Source organism: Chryseobacterium sp. CT-SW4, assembly GCF_048572715.1.
Lineage (GTDB): Bacteria > Bacteroidota > Bacteroidia > Flavobacteriales > Weeksellaceae > Chryseobacterium.
This window is the reverse complement of record NZ_CP183840.1, coordinates 2,305,893-2,331,131: the sequence shown is the minus strand read 5'-3', so window position 1 is coordinate 2,331,131 and position 25,239 is coordinate 2,305,893. Positions and strand designations below refer to the sequence as shown.

Here is a 25,239-nt window from a genome sequence, read left to right as displayed (position 1 = left end):
ATTTATAACAATAATTTCTACATTTGGTCGTTCATTTAATGTTCGGGATGAAGAATGGATTTAACCAATACGGTTTCCGGTCATCCAAAACATGAACACAAAAAAGAAGATTAGATGTTAAATTTCAGAAAGTATATTTCAGGTATTACGGTGTTAGCTTCTGGTTTTTTCCTTGCTCAGACAACCGTATCTACAGTTCTATATTCTCAGGCTTACGAAAATCAGAAAAGTAATCTTAATTTACCTTCACCTGTAACGTCAGTTGTAGAGAAAGCTCTTTTGTCTCCAAAGGAGCTTGTAGACATTAATGTAAACACAATGATGGCGGATCCTGTGCTTAAAAATGCCAATTGGGGATTCGTAGTTTATGATCCGAAAACAAAGAAAATTATTTCTTCGTACAATGAGAACACTCCGCTGGTTCCGGCTTCTACCACAAAATTGCTGACTACGGAAACAGCAATGAATATGTTGGGGGAAAACTACCGTTGGATGACTCAGTTGGAATATTCCGGTACTGTTGATGAAAACGGAGTTCTTAACGGAAACCTTTATATTGTAGGAAGCGGTGATCCTTCTTTGGGAACCAATAAGGCCGGGGCATGGTCTTACAGGGAGATCGTTTCAGATTTTATGAGTGGTATTTCACGCGAAGGAATCAAAAAAGTAAATGGAGATATCATCATCCAGACAGCGCTTTTCAAAGGTAATATTACAAGACTTCCGGAAAATGTTGTTTGGTTGGAAAACGGTAACTATTATTTACCCGTAGGAACCACACGTGAAATAAACCCGGCTAATGAAAAGCTGATCACCAAAAAATTAAGCAATCTTTCCGGAGATAAAAAGTATTTTTATGTTTCTCCTTACGCCAATCAGATGGTGTATGCTGAAAAATATGAAGGCGAAGGTAACTTAACGACAACTTTACCGGCAGCACCTTCCTATCTGGCCAACACGCTGAAGTCTACGATGGCTAAAAACGGAATGGCAGTAACAGGAAAGGTAACTCCTAAAATGACCGACCTTTCACCGGAAAGCAGAAAAATGATTTCAGTGTATAAATCTCCAACCTTGGCGGATATTATATATTATACCAATCAGAGAAGTGATAATTCCCTGGCGGAAGCATTGCTGAAGACAGTAGGATTCCAAAAATTGGGAGATCAGACATCCGAATCAGGTAGAATGGTAGTAACCAGCCATTTAAAGGATGTTTCTTTTGATTTGGCCGGTCTTAACTATATGGATGGCAGCGGATTATCAAGAAGTAATCTCGTTACACCAATCTCACAGGTTAAGTTTTTAACTTCTTTAATGGATGAAAAATATTATAAGACCTATTTTTCTTCATTACCGGTAGGAGGACAGTCCGGAACATTAAAAAGAATGTTTCTGGGAGAAGGGAACGGGCAGATCTTTGCGAAAACCGGAACCTTAAATAAAGTGAAAACATTAGCAGGATATATGAAAACCAATTCAGGAAGAACATTAGTTTTTTCTTTACTAGTTAATAATTATTCCGGGTCGGTAGACCAGGTAAAAGCAAGAATGGAAAGAATTTTGCAGCCTGCTTTAGATCTTTAGAAAATATATTTAATTGATATATAAACCTTTTAATCTTTGATTAGAAGGTTTTTTTTATCTTTATTCTTTGCTAAATCAATAATCTGCTTATGAGAAAATTATATCTTTTGTTCATCAGTATTTCTCTGTCTCAGCTATTATATGCTCAGGCTGGGAATGAAGAAATGAAAGCTTTAAGAATGAAGGAAATGAAATCCTTTACTCATAAAATGCTCGCTTATAATGTAAATCCCAATACCTTAAACTACGATTTACAGTACCAGAGAATGGACGTTACACTGGATCCGGCGGTTTACCATATCTCCGGCTCTGTCACCTCTCACTTTAAGCCTAATCAGGCTATATCCCAGATTTATTTTGATCTGGCTGATGTTTTAACCGTTTCCCAGGTGGAATACCATGGAACAAGCCTTGCTTTTCAACAGCTGGCGACCAAGGAGCTTAAAATAGATTTTCCTTCCGCACTTTCTGCTAATGTGCTGGATTCTTTAACCATTCACTATTCCGGGGCGCCGTCTACGGATAATAATGCCTTTTCGGTAGGATCTCAAAACGGAACGCCTATTCTTTCTACTCTCAATGAACCTTATGGAGCCCAGGACTGGTTTCCCACCAAGCAGAGCATGAATGATAAGATTGACCGCTTTGATTTTAAAATCACAACTCCTTCCCAGTATAATGTTGCTGCCAATGGAAAGCTGATGTCTGAAACCGTGTTGCCTGGTGGGCAGAAGCTCACATTCTGGCGGACGATGTATCCCATTACTGCTTATCTGGTGGCCTTGTCCATCACGGATTTTGTAAAGCTGAATGATACGATAGGAAATCCACCGTTTCCTTTTGTAAATTATATTTATCCCACTACGGCTAATGACCCCGTGACCATGTCTAATATCGAATGGACGAAGCAGATCATGAACACCTTTGAAACTTATTTTGGGCCTTATCCTTTCAGAAGTGAAAAATACGGGCATATGGAATTTCAATATAATGGCGTATGTATGGAACATCAGACCATGTCTTCGATGAGTGGATGGGGAAGATACGTAATAGCCCATGAACTCGCCCATCAGTGGTTTGGAGATAAGGTCACCTGTGGGGCATGGAATGATATATGGCTCAATGAAGGCTTTGCCACCTTCGGAGAACATGTGGCGTATGAAAAGCTGCTCATGACCCAGACCGAGTTTTTATCATATCTTCTGGATCAGAAAAATTATATTACCAGTGCTCCTGGAGGAAGTACTTATGTAGCCGATGCCAATTTAGGAAGTGTCGGAACTGTCTTTAGCGGAAGACTCTCTTATGCTAAGGGAGGATATATTCTCCGAATGCTGAAATGGATATTAGGTGAAACCGCTTTCTATCAGGCATTGCAGGATTATCATTCCAGGCCGGAACTGGCTTACAATTATGCTACAACACCGGATTTGAAAAATTCCCTTCTCCAGTCGACCGGAAAAGATTTTACCGAGTTTTTTAATAATTGGGTATATGGAGAAGGATATCCTGTTTATAATATCAAATGGAAGCAGGGTACCAATCAGGCACTTACCTTTAAAGTTTCCCAGACCCAGAGTCATCCTTCTGTAAGCTTCTTTAAAATGCCTTTACCTGTAAAAGTAAATGGGACCGGAGGACAGGTAGCTTATTTGGTGTTGGATAATATAATGAATGATGAATATTTTGTAGAGCAGGTCTCCTTTCCAGTGGCCGGTATAGAATTTAATTATGAATATCAGATTCTGGAAAAAAATTCAACGGTTACCGAGGATGCCACCCTGAATGTAGCTTCTTATGAGCTGGATGAGCTGGGGATTTATCCGGTACCTGCTGGAAATGAACTGTATGTAAAAGGACTGAAAAGATCAGAAGAATTTACTATCTATGGCCTGGATGGAAAATTATTGAAAAAAGGAAAAGCCCAGCCCGGAAAACCTGTTGCTATTTCTGAATTGATTCCCGGAGCCTATATTTTTAAAATAAAAGATCAAAACATAAAATTCCTGAAAAATTAAAATTAAAAGCCTTCAGAAAATGAGGGCTTTTTTTATGATGATCAGGTATTTTCCAGGAGCTCAATTTTTTCTTTCAATTTATTGTTCTCATCTTTCAGGAGTTTGATGTAATCCTGAAGATTTTCGATGACAGAAGTACTCATGTGGTGATTCACGGTAATAGCGGAGGATTCCAGCATATGATCCTCTTCAAAGATATCCTCAATAGGAACACCCAGGAATTTTGCTATTTTTTCCCATTCGCTTTTTATAATTTTTACTTCGCCATTCTCTTTCCTGCAGTAGTTGGAAATGGCAGTACATAGGAAATCAGCCATTTGTTTTTGGGTGATGCCTTTGTTTTTCCTTATTAAACGGAGTTTTTCCTTTTGCATGGTATTAGTTTTTACAAATATGAAAATTATTTTATAAATAAAATATATTTGAATTTATTTTATGCAAAATTTGCAGGTTATTGCAAAATAATTGCAAACTATTGGAACTTTTTGTGATAATTTATTATTTATTTTAGTGTTGAACTAATCTTAAATAATATACCATGAAAAAAACAATGTCAATTTTCAGTGCTTTCTTATTAGCTGGGATGTTAACCTTCACTTCCTGTAATGGAAATGATGATTCTGAAATTCAGAAAACGCAGCTGTCTGCTCAAAATGTTCCTTCTTTGGGATCCCGGACAGGAAATCTGGGAACTGCAACTTCCAAAGCTATTGATGGAGGAGGAGTGGGATTTGCATTTGACCTGGGAAGGGCTTCCAGAAACTGTTTTGGATTTGGAGTATGCCGGCTGGCAGCCTTTTGGATCACCATTATCTGGACCAAAGATGCTACCCGGGCCAATTATCCTTACACCGGACTCATAAGGGAAAACTATGATGATCCTACCAAATATGCAGCTTATATCGAACTGAATAATGCAATGGATCCTAATCAGTTTGATACCTCATTTTATGTAGACCAGGATATTGATGTGAATAATGAATACGTTATCAAAGCAGGAGTTTATCAGCTGGATAATTCTATTGGCGAATATGGCGGATATGAATTGGAGGTCACCAAAATAAATTAATTTAATCCATACAGATAAAATAATTAAATTTACCATTCTATGCCATTCATAGGATGGTAAATTATTTTAACCTCAATGAAAACTTATTTTAAACATCTCAATCACTATGAAATTATTTTTAATTCCCGTTCTGTCCTTAGTTGGTTTTCTCTCCTCAGGACAGCAGAATAGCTGCAACTTACAGAAATCTAAAATTATAAACCTGACGGCTGTGGATAAAAGCGATCTCCTGTGTATAGCAAAAAGTTCGGATAAGCCTAATACGGTCTTTTATACATTGGCAAGCTGGTGTGTACCCTGTATAGAGCATCTTCCGGAAGCTCTGAAACTCGAAAAGGATTATAATACAGAGGTTTATGTAGTATTGGTGGAAGCAGAGGAAGATACCCGGATTAAAAGTGCTATAAAGATCGTAGAAAAAGAATCTCAGGATGCTAAAATGCTTGTATTGAAGGACTCCGCATATGAAGGAGGAGTAAAAAAACGCAATACAACTTTTGTAACGGAGATAACACCCTCACAGTTTGAAGCGATTCCGGATTTTTCCAAATTTATAGTGGTCAATAATCAGGGGGAAGTTGTAATGGTTACTAATTGGAAAGATTATAAAAAAATAGACAAAAAAAATTTGGAAGATGTACGGCAGATGTTATCCCATACGGTCGTTCCTCTGCTGAAATAATTTGTTTTCACTATGGAAAATTAAAAGCTGTTTCGGAAATGAAATGGCTTTTTTTATTAAATTAGCAAATCTTAAAAAATTATAGAATGATTTCTGAAAAATATCTTGAAACCCTACAAAACGAGCTTAAAAACATTGAAAATGACGGACTTTATAAAAGAGAAAGAATTATTACTTCTCAGCAGAGTGCCGAAATTGAAGCCAATGGAAAAAAATTACTGAATTTTTGTGCCAACAATTATCTGGGACTGTCCAATAATCCGGAAGTAATGAAAGCTTCTCAGGATATGATTCAGTCTCATGGATATGGAATGTCTTCCGTTCGTTTTATCTGTGGTACTCAGGATATTCATAAGCAGCTGGAAGAGAAGATCGCTGAGTTTTTAGGCCTGGAAGATACTATTCTCTATGCGGCTTGCTTTGATGCTAACGGAGGAGTATTTGAACCTCTGTTTACAGAAGAGGATGCCATTATTTCTGATGAGCTGAACCATGCTTCCATTATTGATGGAGTCCGTTTATGTAAAGCCGCAAGATACCGTTATAAAAACAATAATATGGAAGATCTCGAAGCACAGTTGAAAGCCGCTTCAGAGAAAAATCACCGTTTTAAAATTATTGTAACTGATGGTGTGTTTTCCATGGATGGAATTGTTGCCAACTTAAAAGGAGTATGCGATCTGGCAGACAAGTATGATGCCCTGGTAATGGTTGATGACTCCCATGCAACAGGTTTTATCGGTAAAACCGGGCGTGGTACCCATGAAGCGAATGAAGTGATGGGAAGAGTGGATATTATTACTTCTACCTTGGGGAAAGCGCTGGGTGGAGCATTAGGTGGGTTCACTTCAGGTAAAAAAGAAATTATTGATATGCTGAGACAGCGTTCACGTCCCTATTTATTCTCAAATTCATTAGCTCCGGGTATTGTAGGAGCTGCTCTGAAAGTCTTGGATATGATTTCCGATGATACTTCCCTAAGAGATAAGGTGATGGAAAATGCTGAATATTTCAGAACACAGATGAAAGCGAAAGGATTTGATATTCCTGACGGAGATGCAGCTATCGTACCGGTAATGCTGTATGATGCACCGCTTTCCCAGAAAATGGCAGAAAGGTTAATGGATGAAGGAATTTATGTAATAGGATTCTTCTATCCGGTGGTACCGAAAGAAAAAGCAAGAATAAGGGTTCAGCTATCTGCCGCACATACCAGAGAACATCTGGATAAGGCAATTGCTGCTTTTGAAAAAGTAGGAAAAGAACTGGGAGTAATTTCTTAGTAAAAGATATCAATGAAAAAAGCCTGTCAAAATAGGCTTTTTTTGTTTCTTTTCAATAGTTTTCCGTTGAAGTCTGCATATAAACTTTTGCTTTTAAATGCTGATAAATATTCTATCTTTGCATGAAAATTATTCTACATAATGCTCTACACCATTATCAAGGCGCTGCACATCATTTTTATGGTAAGTTATTTTGCCGGGATATTTTACCTGGTGAGGTTATTTGTTTATTATAAAGACACGGATGAGTTTGAAGGGGAAAAGCAGCGTATCCTTCGTGAACAATATACTTTTATGGCAAGAAGGCTGTGGAATATCATTACTGTTCCCGCCGGGGTTATAATGACGGTATGTGGTCTCATCATGATTTTTCTGAATATGGGGTTAATGAAAACCCCGTGGTTTCATCTGAAGCTTACCTTTTTAATAGGGCTGGCTGTTTACCACTACTGGTGTTGGAAAAAAGTTTTAGAGCTTAAAAAACTGGCAGGAGATACACTTCCTTCAGCCAATATAAAATTGAGGCAGGCGAATGAAATTGCCACCTTTATTCTGTTCCTGGTAGTCTTTACCGTGATATTAAAATCTGCTGTAATTGTCTACTGGTGGCAATTAATTACCGGATTTTTCGTTCTGGTACTATTGATAATGATGACGGTTAAACTGGTTAACAAAAACAAAAAAAACAAATAATTGTGGAGTAGGGTGGATACCCTGTACTTTTACATTTTACAAAAAAACTATGATTGCAATTTTTAAAAAAGAACTTTGGAGTTACTTTGGAAACTGGAGCGCATGGATCATTATTGCTGCTTTCAGTTTAATAGCAACTCTTTTTTTGTTTTTTTTCGATAATGATTCCAATATTTTTGAAATAGGGATTGCCTCCCTTCAAAGTTACTTTGTACTGGTTCCATGGCTGCTGATGTTTATTATTCCGGCATTATCCATGAAAACTTTTGCAGAGGAGCAGCAGACCGGTACGCTGAACTGGCTGTTTTCCCAGCCTCTTAAAGTTTCGGAACTGGTATTGGGGAAATTTTTATCGGTTTGGGTAGTGGGGGTTCTATGCCTCATCCCGTCTTTGGTATATCTTTATACCGTTTATGTATTAGGAGTTCCGGCAGGAAATATAGATATGGGAATGACGTTGGGCAGCTATTTCGGATTAGTAATCCTGATTGCAGCATTTTCAGGAATAGGAATTTTAGCTTCTTCCTTATCACAAAACCAGATTATGGCTTATCTGCTGGGTGTTTTCATGAGCTTTATTATGTACTTTGGGATTGAGCAGCTGGCAAGCTATAAGCTTTTGGGCGGAGCAGATTTTATTTTACAGAATATAGGTCTCTATCAGCACTTTTTAGGATTTACAAGAGGTTTGATTGATAGTAAAGATGTTGCTTATTTTGTATTGATCATAGGCTTAACGCTAGTATTGTCCAACCATTTTATCAACAAAAAGAAGTAGAGCCATGAAGAAGATCTCATTTAAATCTCCCTTAGGAATTTTATTGTTTGTAATTCTGCCTTTATCTGTTATTCTTGCTGTTTCAGGAATAAGGGTGGACCTTACCAAAGAAAAAAGATATACACTTTCCGATAATACCATTGCTGTTTTAAAATCAGTTAAAAAACCTTTAACCATAGATGTGTACCTGGAAGGGGACTTTCCGGCAAGCTTTAAACAGCTTCAGGGAGAAACTAAATTTATGCTGGAAGAGTTTAGGAAAATCAATCCTAAAATAGATTTTAAATTTATAGATCCCATTAAAACTAAAATGTCTCAGGATACTCTGATGGCAATGGGGATGCAGCCTTCCATACTTCCTGATGTAAAAGACGGAAAAGTTTCCCAGATTGTGCTTTTCCCTTATGCTGTGGTAAAATATGTGGATAAAGGAGTTTCCATTCCGCTGGTAGTACAACAGACCGGTATTGATGCGGACCAGCAGCTTACCAAATCTATTGAAAACCTTGAATATAACCTGGTATCTAACATCAAGAATATTTCCACCGATAAAAGAAAGAAAATCGGAATTTTAATTAATCAGGATGAATTAAGTCCCGATGAATTTCAGGGATTCATGCATCTGGCACTGGAGAATTATGAAGCAGGTCCTATCATCCCGAAAAACCAGACGGAACTGACATTAGCAGATGTACCGTTATTAAAACAGATGAATGCGTTGGTGATTGCCAAGCCGAGAAAAGCATTTACAGATGGTGAAAAAGTTATACTGGACCAGTATATCATGAATGGCGGAAAAACACTCTGGATGATCGATGCGGTCAATGCAGAGATGGATACCTTGACCCGTTCCAAAAAAGTGATGCCTTTTCCTGTCGATATCAATATGACGGATTTCTTTTTTAACTATGGAATAAGAATCAATCCGGCATTGGTAAAAGATGTAAAGAAATTTGCACTGTTGAGACTGGTAACCGGTGAAGTAAGCGGAAACCCTCAGTATACCAGCTTACCATGGCCATATTTTCCTTTGGGAATTGCTGAACATGATCATCCCGTTACTAAGAATATCAATCCCGTTAAATTTGAATTTCCTACCTCTATCGATACACTAGGTGGAAGAAAAAATATAAAAACCCATGTCCTTTTTGAATCCAGTGAGAAAACCCTTTTAAAACAGGTTCCCAATTATGTGGACCTTAAAGAAATTGCAAGTGTGGACAGCCTCGGACAAATGGAAAAACCAAGCACACCGAAGATTTATGCGGTGGCCCTGGAGGGAAAATTTAATTCTGCATATGCTTCCAGAATTGAAAGAAAATCTTATCCCGGCTTTAAAACAGAAAGCCCTGACAATAAGATGATCATCATTGCAGACGGAGATGTGGGAAGAAATAAAGTAATTAAAGGAGAGCCTTTACCATTAGGTGTGGATCTTCTGACCAACGAGCAGTTCGGAAATGAACAGTTCCTGAGAAATGCCCTTGACTATTTACTGGACGACAGCAACCTTATGGAACTGAGAAACCGCAATATTGAGGAAAGACTGCTGGACAGACAGCGGATTACTGAAGAGAAAACAAATTGGCAATGGTTTAATCTGCTGCTTCCTTTAGTGGTGATAGGAGCGTTGGGAGGATTGTTCTTCTGGCTGAGAAAAAGAAAATTTAGTTAAATAAAAGAGAAGCCCAAAAGCTTCTCTTTTTTGTATGTAAATGAATTTAATTTGGTTTCGGTTTAATTACTTTCCAACATAGGAATAATATGCTCCCATTTCATTTGTCTTGCAAAATCCAGTGCTGTTTTTCCGCTTTGTGTTTTTACATTTTTATCAGCTCCGGCTTTTAACAGCACATCCACGGAAGTTAAATTTCCTGCAATGGTTTCCTTATGAAGAATGGTATATCCCTTTTCATCAGTATGGGTAAGCTCTGAAGGGTATTGCTGTATAAATTCAATCAGTTTTTCCTTCATATTCTTACTCATAGGATGCTCTATAAGGTTTTCAGGGTGAAGCTTTTGCTCGTTAACCACCTGTATATCATTATAATCTCCAAAATCCAGTCCCCATGCATTGTCGTGGGCCTTTCTGTCGGATTTGGACATCTCTTCACGCATTACCTGGATGGTAAATCCTCCATAGGCTTTAGGAAGTGGGGAAGAAGAGAAGAGTTTGGAAAGACCTTTGGGCTGCTTGGAGGGATAAATGGCAAAAAGCCAGTCACTGATTTCCTCCAGAGGTACTTCAACCGGATCACCGACTTGTATGTGGGTAATATCATTAGGCTGGTTAATTAAAACACCTCTTATATGATCTCCGTCGAAATCAATTTCGTTAATCCACATATGCTCTACCATAAGTTCGCTGGAACCGGGTTTTTCCTGGGTGAAGGCTACTTTTACACAAGAGACGGTAAGACCGGGAACAATTCTTCGGTATTCCCAGGACTGTTCTCTCCAAAAATATTTAAAGGTTTCCTGTGCTTTTTTGTAGGCATTGATCATTTTGGTGCTGCTTCCATCTGCAAAAAATACGGGGCTTTTCTCCATCATATTATCAGTATCTAAAATTTATTTATAAAATATTATCATAACAAAATTTCACCAAATTAGGAAATGATAATAATATTTAGATAATTAAAATGGATATTTTGTTTAAAGCTGAGAAAACTCATATACAGTGAACCTTTAGGGGTATTGATTAACACTATATTGATATTAGAACATCGGATGGGGGTTGGCTGATTTTTCAGGAACATCCTGATGAACATCCCAATGCTCTACAATTTTATTATCTTTTACTCTGAAAATATCAATGGTGGATTTAAGACCTCCGTCAGGACGTTTATTTTTCAGGTGGACAAAGACAAGATCTCCTTCTGCCGCTACATGCTGGACGTCTATTTTAGTTTTCGGAGCATCCTTTAACCATTCCTGAACACCTTTTTTAAAAGCTTCCGCTCCATCCGCTACTTTAGGATTATGCTGGATATACTCGGGAGCAAGGTATTGGTCGATTTTATCAAAATTTTTATCTCCGAAAGTACTTTGATAAAAATCCAGGACTAATTTTTTATTTTTTTCATTCTGTTCAATCACAGCCGCTGCACGGGTGTTATCTGTTTCTTTTTTTTCTTTAGGAGAACAACTCCATAATAGGGCTCCTAGCGCTATATAGCCGATTAGTTTCATAATATTGATGTTTTTATTTTAAATATCTTTTATAAAATCTTCATATTCATAGTAAAACCTTTCAAAACCATCCATTTTCTCCACAAAAAACTCGAAAACTTCCTGCCATGTGTTTTTGTTGTAAATGGAAACATTGTGTTTTTCAACCCAGATTTTACTGATGACCTTTCCGTTTTCCAGCGTAAAAAATTCATCCTTATGAAATTCCCCTACAAAATCTTTCAGGATTTCCTCCAGAGACCATATTTTTTCATAATAGGCGTTCCGGAACAGCTCATCTTTCATTTCTATATCCAGGGAAACTTCCGCTTTTTTGTTATCTGCATAAAATTTAAAAGAAAAATCCTTTATTTTCGTATCATACAGAATCCACTTCCGGGGAAAGGACTTTCCAAAAGCTGTCCAAAATTCTTTTTTTAACTGTTGTGCCTCCTGTTTACTGAACATATCATTAAATCTTTTTCAAACATACTCATTTTTAAGATTTGAAACAATTTTTGTAAATTTGCTGTAATGCTTTCAAAAAAATCTCAATATGCTTTTAAGGCACTTTCATATCTTGTAGAAAAAAGAAATGAAGGTCCCATACTTATTTCTGAAATTGCGCAACATAAAAAGATTCCTTTAAAGTTTTTGGAGAATATTTTGCTTGAACTTAAAAAGGCAGATATTCTGGACAGTAAAAAAGGAAAAGGAGGAGGATATTTTTTTAAAGAAAATCCGGCTAATGTAAAGCTGGCCAAAATCATGCGTCTGGTTAACGGTCCTATTGCCATGCTTCCCTGCGTAAGTTTAAACTTCTATCAGAAATGTGAAGACTGCAATGAAGATCACTGCAGTTTACATGATGTGCTGATTGAAGTTCGGGACGCCTCCCTTAAAATTCTGGAAGAGAAAACCTTACTGGATCTTCTCGACTGATAATTATCTTTTTTTTGAACTTTATTAGTCTACTTGTTTGGTAGGATAATAATTTTTCAGATATTTGCATACAAACCAAATTGAAGAAACAATGATTTCAAAAGAAGATGAAGATGTATTGAAGGGGCTCTCAGCCGAGGAAGGATTACAATTTCTTGCCTCAAAGTTTGCTGATGGAGTCGTATTCTCGACATCATTGGGACAGGAAGATCAGGTGATTACGGATCTTATATTTAAAAATAAATTGCCTATTAAAGTCTTCACGCTGGATACCGGAAGACTTTTTTATGAACACTACGATTTACTTTCTAAAAACAATTCACGATACAAAACAAAAACGGAAGTCTACTTTCCCGATGCGTCGGATGTAGAAAAGTACGTCAACGAAAAGGGCATTAATGCCTTTTATTATTCTGTGGAAAACCGTAAGGAATGCTGCTTCATCCGTAAGGTTAAGCCCCTTAACCGGGCATTGGAGAATGCAAAAGTCTGGATTACGGGACTTCGTGCGGAACAATCGGAAAACCGTGAAAATATGCCGGTTGTAGAATGGGATGAAGAAAGAAAACTATACAAATACAATCCTCTTATCCATTGGACCTACCAGGATGTACTGGACTATATCGAAGAGAATAAAGTTCAGGATCTTCCTTTACACAAAAAAGGATACATCAGCGTAGGCTGTGCCCCGTGTACCAGAGCTATTGAGCCAGGTGAAAACCCGCGGGCCGGAAGATGGTGGTGGGAAGAGTCCCATAAAGAATGCGGATTGCATACACATTAATAATTAAAAATCTTATCAAATAATAATCAAAAAATAATGAGTAATTATAAATTAGATTATCTGGAGCAGCTGGAAGCAGAAAGTATTTATATCATGCGTGAAGTAGCTGCACAGTTCGAAAAACCGGCTTTACTTTTCAGTGGAGGAAAAGACTCCATTACACTCGTGCATTTGGCAAAAAAAGCATTTGCACCCATGAAGATCCCTTTCCCTTTGGTACATATAGACACAGGACATAACTTTCCGGAAGCACTGGAATACAGGGATCAGCTGGCTAAAAGTCTTGGTGCCGAACTGATTGTAAGAAAAGTAGAAGATACCATCAGAGAAAAAAAACTTACGGAGCCTAAAGGAAAATTTGCTTCCAGAAACTGGCTTCAGACCCATACATTACTTGATACCATTGAAGAATTTCAGTTTGATGCCTGCATTGGTGGTGCCAGAAGAGACGAGGAAAAAGCCAGGGCAAAAGAACGTTTTTTCTCTGTACGTGATGAATTCGGACAATGGGATCCCAAATTACAACGCCCCGAGCTTTGGAATATCTATAACGGAAGAATACAGAAAGGGGAAAATGTAAGAGTATTCCCTATTTCAAACTGGACCGAACTCGATGTATGGAATTATATTAAAAAAGAGAATATTCAACTGCCTTCCATTTACTTTGCCCACAACAGGGATGTGATCGAATATGAAGGTCAGCTTATCGCAGTTTCAGATTTTATCCAGATTGATGAAAATGATGTGATTATAAACAAGCAGGTGAGATACAGAACAGTAGGAGATATGACCTGTACGGCCGCGGTAGAGAGCTCTGCAGAAACATTGGATGAAGTGGTAAATGAAATCACAGCCTCCCGAATTTCAGAAAGAGGGGAAACCCGTATTGATGACAGGGTAACGGAAGCGGCAATGGAAGACAGGAAAAAAGGAGGATACTTTTAATCAATGCCCTTTACAAATAATAAAAACAAAAATTACTCATCAATTATCATTCATAAATAAAAAACATGGATATATTAAGATTTATTACGGCGGGAAGTGTAGATGACGGAAAAAGTACATTGATAGGCAGACTGTTATATGACAGTAAAAATATATTGATCGATCAGCTGGAAGCGCTTGAAAAGCAGTCAAAAAATAAAAATGACAATGGGATAGACCTTGCGATCCTTACCGACGGACTGAGAGCTGAAAGAGAACAGGGAATTACCATAGACGTAGCTTACAGATATTTTTCAACCCCTAAAAGAAAATTCATTATTGCCGATGCTCCGGGACATATACAATATACCCGGAATATGATTACAGGAGCTTCCAATTCTCAGTTAATCATCATTCTGATCGATGCAAGACAAGGCGTGATAGAACAGACAAGAAGACATTCCATTATTGCTTCATTACTGAAAATGAAAAATGTAGTAGTGGCTATAAATAAAATGGACTTGGTAGACTATTCAGAAGAAGTTTTCAATACCATTAAAGAACAATATAATGAGGTGGCTGAAAAGCTTGGCCTTGAAAATATTCATTATTTTCCTATTTCCGCATTCTATGGAGATAATATCGTAGACCCATCTTCAAAAATGGATTGGTACAAGGGTACGACTCTTCTCGATTTTCTGGAAAATGTAGAAGTGAATGAAGATGTAAATTTAGAGAACGGAAGGTTCCAGGTACAGTATGTAATCCGTCCTCAGACAGAGGAGCTTCATGACTACCGGGGCTATGCCGGTCAGATCATTTCCGGAGTCTATAAAAAAGGAGATAAAATAACAATTCTTCCCCAGAATATTGAAACAACTATATCTAAAATAGAAACCGGAGGAAGGGAAGTAGATGAAGTTTTTGCCCAGCAGCCTGCCGTATTGCATATCGAAGATGATATCGATATCAGCAGAGGGGATTTTCTTGTAAAGACAAACAGCCTTCCGAAAGTTGAAAATGAAGTGGAAGCCATTGTCTGCTGGCTAGATAAAAAAGAGCTTAATGAGGGAGCAAAATATTTTTTACAGCATAAAAGTAAAATAGTAAAGGCTGTTATCAAAGAAATAGAATACAGGATTGATGTTAATACCCTGGAAAAAATTCCGGTACAGGAAAGCATCAGGCTTAACGAAGTGGTAAAAGTCCGTATTAAGACTGCGTCACCGTTGGTTTATGATAGTTTTGAAGAAAATACGTCAACAGGAAACGCTATTTTAGTTGATGAAACCGGCAATTCAACTGTAGGAGCTGTAATGATTGTGTAGTATGGTAGTATCGAAAAAACTCCAGCTGAGATTAAATATATTTTTCATTACGATAGCAGTTCTGCTGGTTACGGTAATTTCCCTGTATAGTTTAGGTTATCTGGATGAGCTTTTTGTAATTCTTGCTAAAGATAATCATATCTTTTACTGGATGCTTTTAGTAGGTTTCCTTGCAGAAATTGTAGCAGGCTCTATGGGAATGGGATATGGTGTAATTTGTACTACCACGCTTCTGCTTCTTAATATTCCTCCTCATATAGTAAGTGCCAGTATACATTCTGCTGAAAGTTTTACTACGGCAGCCGGCAGTATAAGCCACATCAAATTAAAAAATGTAAGCAAAAGCCTGGTGAAAAAATTAGCAATTCCAGCTATTTTCGGAGCTATTATCGGTGCCGTATGTCTTACCTATGTAGGAGAATATTACGCAAAGATCACGAAGACAATCATTGCTTTTTATACCCTCTATCTGGGAATAAGAATATTGCTGAACGCTTTTAAATCCAAACAGAAGAAATCCTTAAAAAGAAAAACCAATCTTACCCGTTTAGGATTAGTCGGAGGATTTATAGATTCCTTTGCAGGAGGAGGTTGGGGGCCTTTGGTTACCGGAACATTGATTAAAAATGCCTTTACACCGAGATATGCTATCGGAAGCTCTACAGTAGCCAAATTTATTTTGACGGTCACTGCAGCCATTACATTCATTTTCACATTGGGGGTTCACCACTGGAACATTATCCTGGGATTATTGATAGGAGGGATTATCACAGCTCCCTTTTCAGCAATGCTCACAGCAAAATTACCCGTGAAAAAGATGTTTTTTATTATAGGTTTGCTGGTCGTAATCATGAGCTCTATTACGATTTGCAAATCCCTGTTTTAAATAATATGGATTATTGTGGAAAAGTTGGGATAGCAAATGTGTTTATTCATAATTGAAAATAGTTAATTTTATATCCATAAATAATTGCATATGAATTTACATATTGTAGCCCTGTTTAAGTTTAATGAAAGTTACTTAATGGAAGCTGTAGAACTGTTTCAGACCTTAGTTCGTGAGACAAGAAAGGAAGAAGGCTGTTTACAGTACGATCTTATTGAAGATAAAGATAATAAAGGAACTTTTTTCCTGATTGAGCTATGGGAAAGTGTGGAATATCACAATAACCATATAGGGCAGGACCATTTACTGGATTTCCGTAAGAATGCATCCAAAATTTTAGAAAAAAGTTCTGAAGTTTATAAAGGATTTAAGATATACTGAAAATCCCATTTTCAAATTATTTTAATCAAAAGGCAGTTTCATATCGAAACTGCCTTTTTTCTTAGAAAAAATAGAAAGTATTAAAATTTTGTCTCACAAAAGTACTTATTTATTTTTAATTATTCTAAATAAGTAGAAGATTTCTTTTAAATTTATTAAGAAAGGGCTGGCAAAACTTTTACCAACCCTCCTATTAATATGGTTTAACAATTATTTTCTGATAAACTTGGACTGGATAACCTGTCCTTGCTTTGTGGTTGCTTTATACATATAAACTCCTTTAGCTAATTCCGAAACGTTTACGCTATTGGAAGAAACTTTCTCACCCATAACTCTTGATCCTCCTGCAGAGAAGATGTCTATTGAGCTAACAGCATCATTTCCAATAAACTGAAGTTGGTTATCAGAAGTCAATACATGCTTAGGCGTTGATTTTACATTTTTAACATCAGAAACAGCTAATGTAGCTGTTGGTCCGAAGACCACATTATCCACCTGTAATGCAGCGTGTACGGTAGATGGCTGGAATTTGAAAGCAATATATTTCGCTGTAGTGGAAGGAACCGTATAAGAATATTGTGTGGCGGCAGTTTGTAAAGTTTCAAGTCCTGAAATAGCCACAAAAGTATTTACATCAGCAGGGTCTGATAATGTTCCTACCTGTATCGTACCTCCACCGGCTGATCCCGTAGTCACCTGGGCATCAAATTTTATCGTCTGAGTCCCATTGATCGATAAGATTTCAGGGGTAATGATATAAGTTGGATTGGTAACATCAAAAAGACTGTATACCTGAGGATGGTCGTTGGCTATGAAATAAGCATAAGGTGCCACTCTGTTGGAAGTCCATCCGTTTTGTGGGAAACTAGTACCGGAAAATGTGGAAAAGTCCTCATTTATCGTGGAAACTTGCGCATTGATGCTAATTACTGAACATAATAACGTTCCTAAGAATAGTTTTGTAGTCATAATTATTTTTATTTAGAATTATTAAACAAAAGTAAATAATTATTTTTAACTATTCTAAATAAAGTTTATATTTGTCAAAAAAATTTTTTGTGACATGAAGAAGAAAGTGCTTTCTCTATTATCATTATCCACTCTTCTCTGGGTGAATGCACAGCAAAAAGATTCTCTTAATCAGGAAAAAATAAAAGAAGTTGTTATTACGGGGCAGTATAAACAGCAGGCGATCAATAAATCCATTTATAAAGTTGAAGTAATTGATGCACAGCAGATTAAAAATATGGCTGTTACCAATGTAGCGGAGGTACTTAATCAAAATCTTAATATTTTAATTGAACCCAATAAAGATTCCGGTAATTCCAGTGCTAATATTATGGGATTGAGCGGAGCCTATACTAAGATTCTAATTGATAATATCCCCGTAGTGAGTGATGAAGGAATGGGGAACCTGGTTGATCTTACCAAGATCAATGTAAATAATGTAGAGCGTATTGAAGTGGTAAAGGGAGCCATGGGAGTGGAGTACGGAAATAATGCGCTGGCAGGCGTTATCAATATTATTACCAAGAAAAATTACGGTAAGAAATTTAATGTTGTAGCTTCCGTACAAGAAGAAACCGTAAATAAAGATTATGACTGGTTCAAAAAAGGAAACGGACGTCATATCCAGTATCTTAATTTAGGATATAGAATCAATGATAACTGGTCGGTTTCTGCGGATATTAGCCATAATGATTTTCAGGGATATAAAGGTGACTTCGGGGGATATAAATATTTCAGTGAAGGCAACGACGGAAAGCGTGGGTACGATTGGCAGCCTAAAGATCAGCTGACGACCAATGGAACCATCCGTTATAGCAAAAATGAAACGACTTTCTTCTATAAGGTTAATTATCTTACGGAAAAAGTTAATTATTATAATCCTTTGGTAGAAGAATTATACTTAGGAGGGGGAAACAGAACATACCTGTCCAAGGACACCGATTACAATACAAAAAGATGGATCCATCAGTTTAATATTCAGACCAAATTAGGCAGGATCAATTATAACGGTGACTTCTCATATCAGTCACAGGAAAGAAAATACCAGAATTATCAGTATGATGTTCCCAACCGCCAGGAATTATCCAGGGACGCAGAGCAGACCTATTATAAATCCGATGTGCTATATTCCAGAGGGATGTTCAGCAACTTTTTGGATAGTGAGAAAATCAATTTCCAGCTAGGCTATGAGCTGGACAGGACAAAAGGGTTTGCAAGTTCTGTCACAGGGCTTTATGGAAATGATAATCTGGAAAGAACCATTTTTAATTATGCCAACTTCCTTTCTGCAGAGTGGATGGTAAACGACTGGTTCTCCTTGCGTCCGGGAGTAAGGTTGGCGCTGAGTGATAAATTTGATTCCCAATATAATTATTCCGCTACGGCAAGATTCAAAACATCCGAAAGATCGGATTTACGTGCCGTATTCGGTACCGCCAACAGGTTTCCTACATATGATGAGCTTTATACTTATATGGTAGACAGCAATCATGATATACAGGGAAATGAAAACCTGAAACCTGAAACCGGATATTCGACCGCACTTTTCTGGGACTACAATATAAAGAATGCGGATAATTGGATATTCAACTTTAGCCTTTCCGGAATGTACCTTGACGTGAAAGACCGTATAGAAAGTGTGATCATCAGCAATAGCCCTTTACGCTATACGTACTTAAATGTAGATAATTATAAATCTTTATTGTTCGGTGGAGGGATCAACGTAAAAAAAGGTGATCTGGCAGTGAATGCAGGAGTTTCCGTGATGGGTATTTCTCAGGTACTGAATACGGGGAATATCACTTCCCCCGATGATTACAACTATTATACGGAAGCAAATTTAGCAGCTAATTACACACTGCCTTCTACGAAAACATTATTTGCCCTTTATTATAAATATACAGGAAAACAGAAAAAGTATACCCATACGACGAATGCCGATGATCCGTTGGATCCGGGACAGTATTTTCTGGGAGAAATAGGGGATTACAATATGCTGAACTTTACTCTTAGCCAGCCCTTTTTCCAAAATCATTTAGAAGTAAGCGTAGGGATCAAAAATATTTTTGATGTTACAACGGTATCGAATACCACATTAGCCGGTGACGGTCATAATGCTGCAACAGGCAGTCAGAATCTATTCTATGGCAGAAGTTATTTTGCACGATTAAATTATAATTTTTAAAGTTTTACCATGAAAAAAATACTGTTTAGTCTTTTAGTAGGAATTTCTTTAGTTTCCCAGTCCTGTATCAATGATAATGAAGATCCGGTTGCGGTAACTCCCACAGATGGAGCGGTTGTTAATCCCAATGTAGGAGGAGCTACGGAACCTAACCAGGTATGGTTTGACTTAGGAACCGAAACCGAAACTGTCAATAAAAGAACAAATTGGGATTTAGCTCTTTATTCCGGAAATGAATTTAAAGTCGTTTTAAATTCATCCATTATGATGGCCGCGGGGAAAATTCCTGATGCTACGGATATAGATCAGGTGAAAGAATCGGATGTAAGCACTTTAATGACTAAGGTTCAGGTGGCTACTTTTGATCCGTCCAATATAGCTTATATAGATGATGTCAACGGAAATTTTCCTTCCGGTTCGACAGCTATTGAAGAGATCAAAGCTACCGATTCCGAGAATGCAATCTATCTGCTGAATCTGGGGCATGATCTATTTACCGGTTCTGTAGCTACCGGTTCCGTAGCTACCGGCGGAGACAGCAGAGGTTGGATGAAAATTCAGGTAATAAGATCAGGAAACGGCTATAAAATAAAATATGCCGGCCTCAATGATAGCAGCCACAAGGAATTGGTAATAACCAAAAATACAGCCTATAACTTCAATTTCGTAAGTCTTGTCAATAATTCTGAGGTTTCCGTTCAACCTGAAAAAAATAAGTGGGACATCTGCTTTACCGTTTTCACCAATACGATTACCGGCGCGGGAAGTTACGTATATGCAGATTTTGTTACCACCAATATTATGGGAGGGGCAGGCGCCTATCAGGTTACGGTGGGAGCCGGTGAATCGGGAGTGGAAGCCTATAATAATTTCACAGCTTCAGATATTGACCAATCCAAGTTCTTGTACACGGATCAGCGTGTAATCGGTGCCAACTGGAGAAATCCGGTAGGAACCAACGGATTGGAAACCTATGGAGACCGTTTTTATGTAATTAAAGATGCTGAGGGGTATTATTTTAAATTAAGATTCACCAGGATGACGAGTACCGATGGAGAAAGAGGAAGACCACAATTCGAATATAAACCTTTATAAAAATCAACAAAAAGTATAGACATGAAAAAATTAGTCTTAGTAGCATCAATGCTCGTAGCAGTATATTCCTGCAAAAAAGCAGATGCAAAGCCTGAAAATACGGCAGAAACAACCGCTTCTTCCGAAACGCCGAAAACGAATAATAAAATTGTAACCCTTAGCGGTGGAATTACAGAAATAGTAAGTGCCCTCGGTCATGAAAAAGAAATCGTAGGAACAGACGTTACCAGTACCTACCCCGAAAGTTTAAAAGCAACCGTTAAAGACCTGGGACATGTAAGATCAATGACCATTGAGCCGATTATGGCGGTAAGCCCCAATTTAATCCTGGCTTCCGATAAAGATATTAACCCAGAATTATTAGGGAAAATCAAGTCTTCAGGAATTAAAACAGAGATTTTTAATCAGGAATACTCAGTAGAAGGAACTAAAAAATTAATTGAACAGGTGGCAAAAGCCATAGGAAATACGGATTATCAGAAGTTATATGATAAAATAGATTCGGATATGAAGCAGATTCAGTCTATCGCCAAAAAACCGAAAGTATTATTCATCTATGCGAGAGGAAATAACCTTATGGTGGCCGGTAAAAATACTCCTATGGAAAAGCTGATCGGTCTTGCAGGGGGAGAAAATGCAATCCATGATTTTGAAGACTTTAAGCCCCTTACCCCTGAAGCTGTTGTAAAAGCCAATCCGGATGTATTGTTCTTCTTTACCAGCGGATTACAGGGAGCCGGCGGAAACGAAGGTGTTCTTAAAATGCCGGGAGTTTCCCAGACTACGGCGGGAAAAAACAAAAATATTATCGCTATGGACGGAGGTTTGGTTTCATCCTTCGGACCAAGATTGGGTGAGGCAGCATTAGGATTAAACAAATTATTAATTGAAAGCACAAAGTAAATTATATTTTTATTTGACTATAAGTGCCGTACTGCTTGTCATAATAGCAGTATTGGCACTTAACACCGGAGTTTATGATTTCGGGGGGGCTTCTCCGTTTAGGGTTTTAGGAAAGTTTATAGAAGGTAATCCGGAATTATCTTTAAGCGATAAATATGTAATTTGGGACGTCCGTGCCGCAAGAATTGTGATGGCTGTTTTAATAGGAAGTATGCTGGCTGTTTCCGGAACGGGGCTGCAGGGTTTGTTTAAAAATCCTTTGGCAACCGGGGATTTGATAGGACTTACATCCGGAGCTACTTTATTGGCAGCGATAAGTATTGTGCTGGGAGGGCATTTTAAAGAATATCTCCCTGAAGCGGTACAGTTCTCATTAACAGGTATTTCGGCATTTATAGGGGCACTTCTGTCTATGATGCTGGTTTATAAGATTTCAACAAATGGCGGAAAAACTAACGTCGTGATGATGCTTTTAACAGGAGTTGCCATTACAGCGATCGGTTTTGCCATTACCGGCTTTTTAATTTATATATCTAAAGATGAGCAGCTGAGAGATCTTACATTCTGGAATTTAGGAAGTCTTGCAGCCGCTACATGGACCAAAAATCTTGTTCTTGCCATAGTTTTAACAGTTTCCTATATTATTTTACTTCCGAAAGGAAAAGCATTGAATGCCATGATGTTGGGAGAGAAAGATGCCCAGCATTTGGGAATCCATGTAGAAAGACTGAAAAAGCAAATCATCATCCTTACCGCCCTGATGGTGGGGACATGTGTAGCGTTTTCAGGAACAATAGGATTTGTAGGGCTGATTGTACCTTATATTCTGAGGTTGTTATTTAAATCAAATTATACCTTTATATTGCCGCTTTCAGCAGTTTTTGGGAGTATATTGCTTCTGTTGGCAGACACGTTCAGCAGAAGTATAGTGGAACCTTCGGAGTTGCCTATCGGGATCCTTACAGCACTCATGGGGGGGCCTATTTTCATTGTGATTCTTATTAAATTTAAAAAAACATTATAATGATAAAGGCACACCAGATCAACTACAAGCATAAAGAATTTCATATCCTCGAAGGCGTGGATGTTTCTTTGGAATATGGTGAGTTTTTAGCTATTGTAGGACCAAACGGCGCAGGAAAATCAAGCCTGTTGAGTATTCTGGCCCACGAAGTGAAGCAGGGAAAGCAGCAGGTTCTTTTCAAAGACAGACCTATCGAAAAATGGGACATCCTTGAGTTGTCCAAAAATAAGGCTAAGTTCTCACAGCATAACAGTAACGACATTCCTTTACAGGTAAAAGATGTCGTACTCATGGGAAGATATCCTTACTTCGATTCACAGCCGGGAAAAGAAGATCTGGAAGCGATGAACAATATGATGTATGAAACCGATATTTATCATTTAAAAGACCGTGATTACAATACTCTATCGGGGGGAGAAAAGCAGCGGGTACACCTTTCGAGAGTGCTGGCCCAGCTTCAGAATGAAATTGCCCATAAATTATTATTTTTAGACGAACCGCTTAACAATCTGGACATTAAACATCAATATAAAGCATTGGAAATTATTAAAAAATTTACGGATAAAGCAAATAGTGCGATAGTGGTTTTACACGACCTTAATTTAGCCGCCCGGTTTGCAGATAAGGTATTATTAATGAAATCAGGGAAAGTGGCTGCCTATGGAACACCGGAAGAGGTTTTTACATCCGGGATCATCAGTGAAGCCTATAACTTTCCGTGTTCAATTTTTAAACATCCGGTTTCTGATAACCCAATGATTATTTTTGGATAACCATGGAAAATGAAAAACTAAAGCTATTGGCTCAAAACCTTGCCAATCCACAGGGAGAAAAAGGAATTGAAGTAGCAGAAATGATGAATGCTACTAATATCGGGATGACACAGGAAAGCGTTAAAGCCCTTTTAATAGAGGATAATGAATCTATCCTTGAAATAGGGCACGGAAATGCAGGACACCTGAAAGCTATTCTCAGCAGGGCTCAAAACGTGCGTTATACAGGCGTGGATATTTCTGAAACCATGTATAAGGAAGCGAAAAGGCTCAATGAGCAATATAAAGATCAGGCCGGATTTATCTTATATGACGGGGAAAAACTTCCTTTTGAAGATGAGACGTTTGATAAGATTTTTACGGTAAATACCGTCTATTTCTGGAAAGAGCCTGTACGCTTTTTAAATGAAATTTACAGAGTACTGAAAGACAATGGAATTTTTGTGCTGACATTGGGACAAAAAGAATTTATGAAAACGCTTCCTTTTACTGAATTTGACTTTACCCTATACAGTAATGAAGAAATGGAAGAGGTAATTTCAAAAAGTTATTTTAAAAGAATGAAGATTTCTGAGAAGGAAGAAGAGATCCCGAGTAAAACGGGAAACGAAAAAATAAAAAGGATATATACAGTTTTAACAATAAAAAAATAAAAATAGTAATGAGTACACTAATTAATGGATTAAAAGAAAAGTGGGAAGGCCTGAAAGCCGAAAATCCACATCTAAGAATAAGAAATGCCGCAGAACAGTTGGGGGTAAGTGAAGCAGAACTTTTAATGACCAATGTAGGGGAGGGCGTAACAGTGCTTAAGCCGGAATTTCAGGATATATTACCGGACGTGGAACAACTGGGAAAAGTAATGGCTCTTACCCGTAATGATGAATGTGTACATGAAAGAAAAGGAGTTTATCTTAATGGAGATTTCAGCAGCCCTCATGCACAGCTTTTTGTGGGAGAAGATATCGATTTGAGGATATTCATTAATCATTGGAAATATGCATTTGCCGTAGTGGAAGGAGACAGGAAAAGTATTCAGTTCTTTGGAAAAGACGGATCGGCTTTACATAAGATTTATTTAACGAAAGACAGTAATGAACAGGCTTTTGATGGTTTGGTTGAAAAATTTAAAGCGGGAGACCAGAACCCATCTTTCACATTTGAAGCGGTAGCCCCTAAAGCCGAAGAAAAACCCGATGCTGAAATAGATGTGGACGGTTTTCAGCAGGCATGGAGAGAATTAAAAGATACGCATGACTTCTTTACAATGACAAGAAAATACGGAGTAAGCAGAACTCAGGCGCTGAGGTTGGCTCCGGAGGGTTTTGCCACCAAAATTGAAAATTCAAAAGTAGTGAATGTTCTGGAAGATGCTTCTGAAAAGAAGCTTCCTATTATGATCTTTGTAGGAAACAGGGGAATTATCCAGATCCACACTGGAGAAGTGAATAAAACGCTTTGGCATCAGCAATGGTTTAACGTAATGGACCCTGATTTCAATCTGCATTTGGATGTAACAAAAATAGCTGAGTCATGGATTGTTAAAAAACCGACGGAAGACGGAGAAGTGACTGCCATCGAGGTGTTTAATAAGCAAGGTGATTTTATTGCCCAGTTTTTTGGAAAAAGAAAGCCCGGTATTCCGGAATTACAGGAATGGAAAGATCTGGTTGCGGGATTAGAAAAATAAATAGTTAGATGATTTGGTTAGACCGACTTGTGATC

The 25,239-nt window shown here is 37.8% G+C and carries 26 protein-coding genes; 21 read left to right on the top strand and 5 right to left on the bottom strand.

Annotated features, from left to right (window positions below; translation table 11 throughout):
- Positions 1-114: 114 nt before the first annotated feature.
- Positions 115-1,587: a D-alanyl-D-alanine carboxypeptidase/D-alanyl-D-alanine endopeptidase gene (dacB, locus tag ABJ974_RS10510; RefSeq protein WP_419868205.1), complete on the top strand. Its 1,473-nt coding sequence runs from the start codon at positions 115-117 to the stop codon at positions 1,585-1,587.
- An 89-nt stretch (positions 1,588-1,676) separates the two neighbouring features.
- Positions 1,677-3,605: a M1 family aminopeptidase gene (locus ABJ974_RS10505; protein ID WP_419868204.1), complete on the top strand. Its 1,929-nt coding sequence runs from the start codon at positions 1,677-1,679 to the stop codon at positions 3,603-3,605.
- Positions 3,606-3,646: 41 nt separating this feature from the next.
- Here ABJ974_RS10505 and ABJ974_RS10500 read toward each other — a convergent pair whose 3' ends face one another.
- Entirely contained in the window at positions 3,647-3,979 is a 333-nt protein-coding gene (locus ABJ974_RS10500) for a helix-turn-helix transcriptional regulator (RefSeq protein WP_419868203.1), read from the bottom strand.
- 164 nt (positions 3,980-4,143) lie between these two features.
- On the opposite strand from ABJ974_RS10500, the gene ABJ974_RS10495 reads away from it, so the two are divergent.
- From ABJ974_RS10495 to gldG, 6 genes are all read left to right on the top strand, one after another.
- Positions 4,144-4,674 carry a hypothetical protein gene (locus tag ABJ974_RS10495; protein WP_419868202.1) on the top strand — a complete coding sequence of 177 codons (531 nt, stop codon included), beginning with the start codon at positions 4,144-4,146 and terminating at the stop codon, positions 4,672-4,674.
- A 106-nt stretch (positions 4,675-4,780) separates the two neighbouring features.
- A complete protein-coding gene (locus ABJ974_RS10490; protein ID WP_419868201.1) occupies positions 4,781-5,356 on the top strand; it encodes a hypothetical protein in 576 nt (191 codons plus the stop codon).
- Positions 5,357-5,442: 86 nt separating this feature from the next.
- Positions 5,443-6,639, top strand: coding sequence for a glycine C-acetyltransferase (gene kbl / locus ABJ974_RS10485; protein WP_419868200.1), 1,197 nt, complete (start codon positions 5,443-5,445; stop codon positions 6,637-6,639).
- A gap of 141 nt (positions 6,640-6,780) precedes the next feature.
- Positions 6,781-7,332, top strand: coding sequence for a CopD family protein (locus tag ABJ974_RS10480; protein ID WP_419868199.1), 552 nt, complete (start codon positions 6,781-6,783; stop codon positions 7,330-7,332).
- A gap of 49 nt (positions 7,333-7,381) precedes the next feature.
- Entirely contained in the window at positions 7,382-8,110 is a 729-nt protein-coding gene (locus ABJ974_RS10475) for an ABC transporter permease (RefSeq protein ID WP_419868198.1), read from the top strand.
- Positions 8,111-8,114: 4 nt separating this feature from the next.
- Complete coding sequence (gldG, locus tag ABJ974_RS10470) at positions 8,115-9,785, top strand: gliding motility-associated ABC transporter substrate-binding protein GldG (RefSeq protein ID WP_419868197.1); 1,671 nt, start codon at positions 8,115-8,117, stop codon at positions 9,783-9,785.
- 62 nt (positions 9,786-9,847) lie between these two features.
- Here gldG and ABJ974_RS10465 read toward each other — a convergent pair whose 3' ends face one another.
- From ABJ974_RS10465 to ABJ974_RS10455, 3 genes are all read right to left on the bottom strand, one after another.
- On the bottom strand, positions 9,848-10,663 hold the full coding sequence (locus ABJ974_RS10465) for a DUF2314 domain-containing protein (RefSeq protein WP_419868196.1): 816 nt from the start codon (positions 10,661-10,663) through the stop codon (positions 9,848-9,850).
- A gap of 165 nt (positions 10,664-10,828) precedes the next feature.
- Positions 10,829-11,302, bottom strand: coding sequence for a nuclear transport factor 2 family protein (locus ABJ974_RS10460; RefSeq protein ID WP_419868195.1), 474 nt, complete (start codon positions 11,300-11,302; stop codon positions 10,829-10,831).
- Between the two features lie 18 nt (positions 11,303-11,320).
- The gene (locus tag ABJ974_RS10455) at positions 11,321-11,749 is read right to left on the bottom strand and encodes a DUF4268 domain-containing protein (RefSeq protein ID WP_419868194.1); all 429 of its coding nucleotides are present in this window, start codon (positions 11,747-11,749) and stop codon (positions 11,321-11,323) included.
- Between the two features lie 66 nt (positions 11,750-11,815).
- Between ABJ974_RS10455 and ABJ974_RS10450 the strand changes: the two genes are divergently transcribed.
- From ABJ974_RS10450 to ABJ974_RS10425, 6 genes are all read left to right on the top strand, one after another.
- Complete coding sequence (locus ABJ974_RS10450; protein ID WP_419868193.1) at positions 11,816-12,223, top strand: RrF2 family transcriptional regulator; 408 nt, start codon at positions 11,816-11,818, stop codon at positions 12,221-12,223.
- A gap of 91 nt (positions 12,224-12,314) precedes the next feature.
- The gene (locus tag ABJ974_RS10445) at positions 12,315-13,007 is read left to right on the top strand and encodes a phosphoadenylyl-sulfate reductase (RefSeq protein ID WP_419868192.1); all 693 of its coding nucleotides are present in this window, start codon (positions 12,315-12,317) and stop codon (positions 13,005-13,007) included.
- A 36-nt stretch (positions 13,008-13,043) separates the two neighbouring features.
- Positions 13,044-13,952 carry a sulfate adenylyltransferase subunit CysD gene (cysD, locus tag ABJ974_RS10440; RefSeq protein ID WP_419868191.1) on the top strand — a complete coding sequence of 303 codons (909 nt, stop codon included), beginning with the start codon at positions 13,044-13,046 and terminating at the stop codon, positions 13,950-13,952.
- Between the two features lie 65 nt (positions 13,953-14,017).
- Entirely contained in the window at positions 14,018-15,259 is a 1,242-nt protein-coding gene (locus ABJ974_RS10435; protein WP_419868190.1) for a sulfate adenylyltransferase subunit 1, read from the top strand.
- A 1-nt stretch (position 15,260) separates the two neighbouring features.
- The gene (locus tag ABJ974_RS10430) at positions 15,261-16,145 is read left to right on the top strand and encodes a sulfite exporter TauE/SafE family protein (RefSeq protein WP_419868189.1); all 885 of its coding nucleotides are present in this window, start codon (positions 15,261-15,263) and stop codon (positions 16,143-16,145) included.
- A 90-nt stretch (positions 16,146-16,235) separates the two neighbouring features.
- Entirely contained in the window at positions 16,236-16,526 is a 291-nt protein-coding gene (locus ABJ974_RS10425) for a putative quinol monooxygenase (protein ID WP_419868188.1), read from the top strand.
- Between the two features lie 210 nt (positions 16,527-16,736).
- Here ABJ974_RS10425 and ABJ974_RS10420 read toward each other — a convergent pair whose 3' ends face one another.
- Positions 16,737-17,495, bottom strand: coding sequence for a T9SS type A sorting domain-containing protein (locus ABJ974_RS10420; protein WP_419868187.1), 759 nt, complete (start codon positions 17,493-17,495; stop codon positions 16,737-16,739).
- Positions 17,496-17,589: 94 nt separating this feature from the next.
- On the opposite strand from ABJ974_RS10420, the gene ABJ974_RS10415 reads away from it, so the two are divergent.
- Genes ABJ974_RS10415 through ABJ974_RS10385 form a run of 7 tightly spaced genes read left to right on the top strand, consistent with a single transcriptional unit; the run spans position 17,590 to position 25,204 of the window.
- Positions 17,590-19,719, top strand: a complete 2,130-nt coding sequence (locus tag ABJ974_RS10415; RefSeq protein WP_419868186.1) for a TonB-dependent receptor plug domain-containing protein — start codon at positions 17,590-17,592, stop codon at positions 19,717-19,719.
- Between the two features lie 9 nt (positions 19,720-19,728).
- Positions 19,729-20,814, top strand: a complete 1,086-nt coding sequence (locus ABJ974_RS10410; protein WP_419868185.1) for an HmuY family protein — start codon at positions 19,729-19,731, stop codon at positions 20,812-20,814.
- 21 nt (positions 20,815-20,835) lie between these two features.
- Positions 20,836-21,717 carry a heme/hemin ABC transporter substrate-binding protein gene (locus ABJ974_RS10405; RefSeq protein ID WP_419868184.1) on the top strand — a complete coding sequence of 294 codons (882 nt, stop codon included), beginning with the start codon at positions 20,836-20,838 and terminating at the stop codon, positions 21,715-21,717.
- Positions 21,701-22,741: a FecCD family ABC transporter permease gene (locus tag ABJ974_RS10400; RefSeq protein WP_419868183.1), complete on the top strand. Its 1,041-nt coding sequence runs from the start codon at positions 21,701-21,703 to the stop codon at positions 22,739-22,741. The genes ABJ974_RS10405 and ABJ974_RS10400 overlap by 17 nt, the downstream gene beginning before the upstream one ends.
- Positions 22,741-23,514: a heme ABC transporter ATP-binding protein gene (locus ABJ974_RS10395; protein WP_419868182.1), complete on the top strand. Its 774-nt coding sequence runs from the start codon at positions 22,741-22,743 to the stop codon at positions 23,512-23,514. The genes ABJ974_RS10400 and ABJ974_RS10395 overlap by 1 nt, the downstream gene beginning before the upstream one ends.
- Positions 23,515-23,516: 2 nt before the next feature.
- Positions 23,517-24,167 carry a class I SAM-dependent methyltransferase gene (locus ABJ974_RS10390; protein WP_419868181.1) on the top strand — a complete coding sequence of 217 codons (651 nt, stop codon included), beginning with the start codon at positions 23,517-23,519 and terminating at the stop codon, positions 24,165-24,167.
- Between the two features lie 8 nt (positions 24,168-24,175).
- Positions 24,176-25,204 (top strand): hemin-degrading factor, encoded by a 1,029-nt coding sequence (locus tag ABJ974_RS10385; protein ID WP_419868180.1) that lies wholly within the window; start codon positions 24,176-24,178, stop codon positions 25,202-25,204.
- The last annotated feature ends 35 nt before the right edge of the window (positions 25,205-25,239 follow it).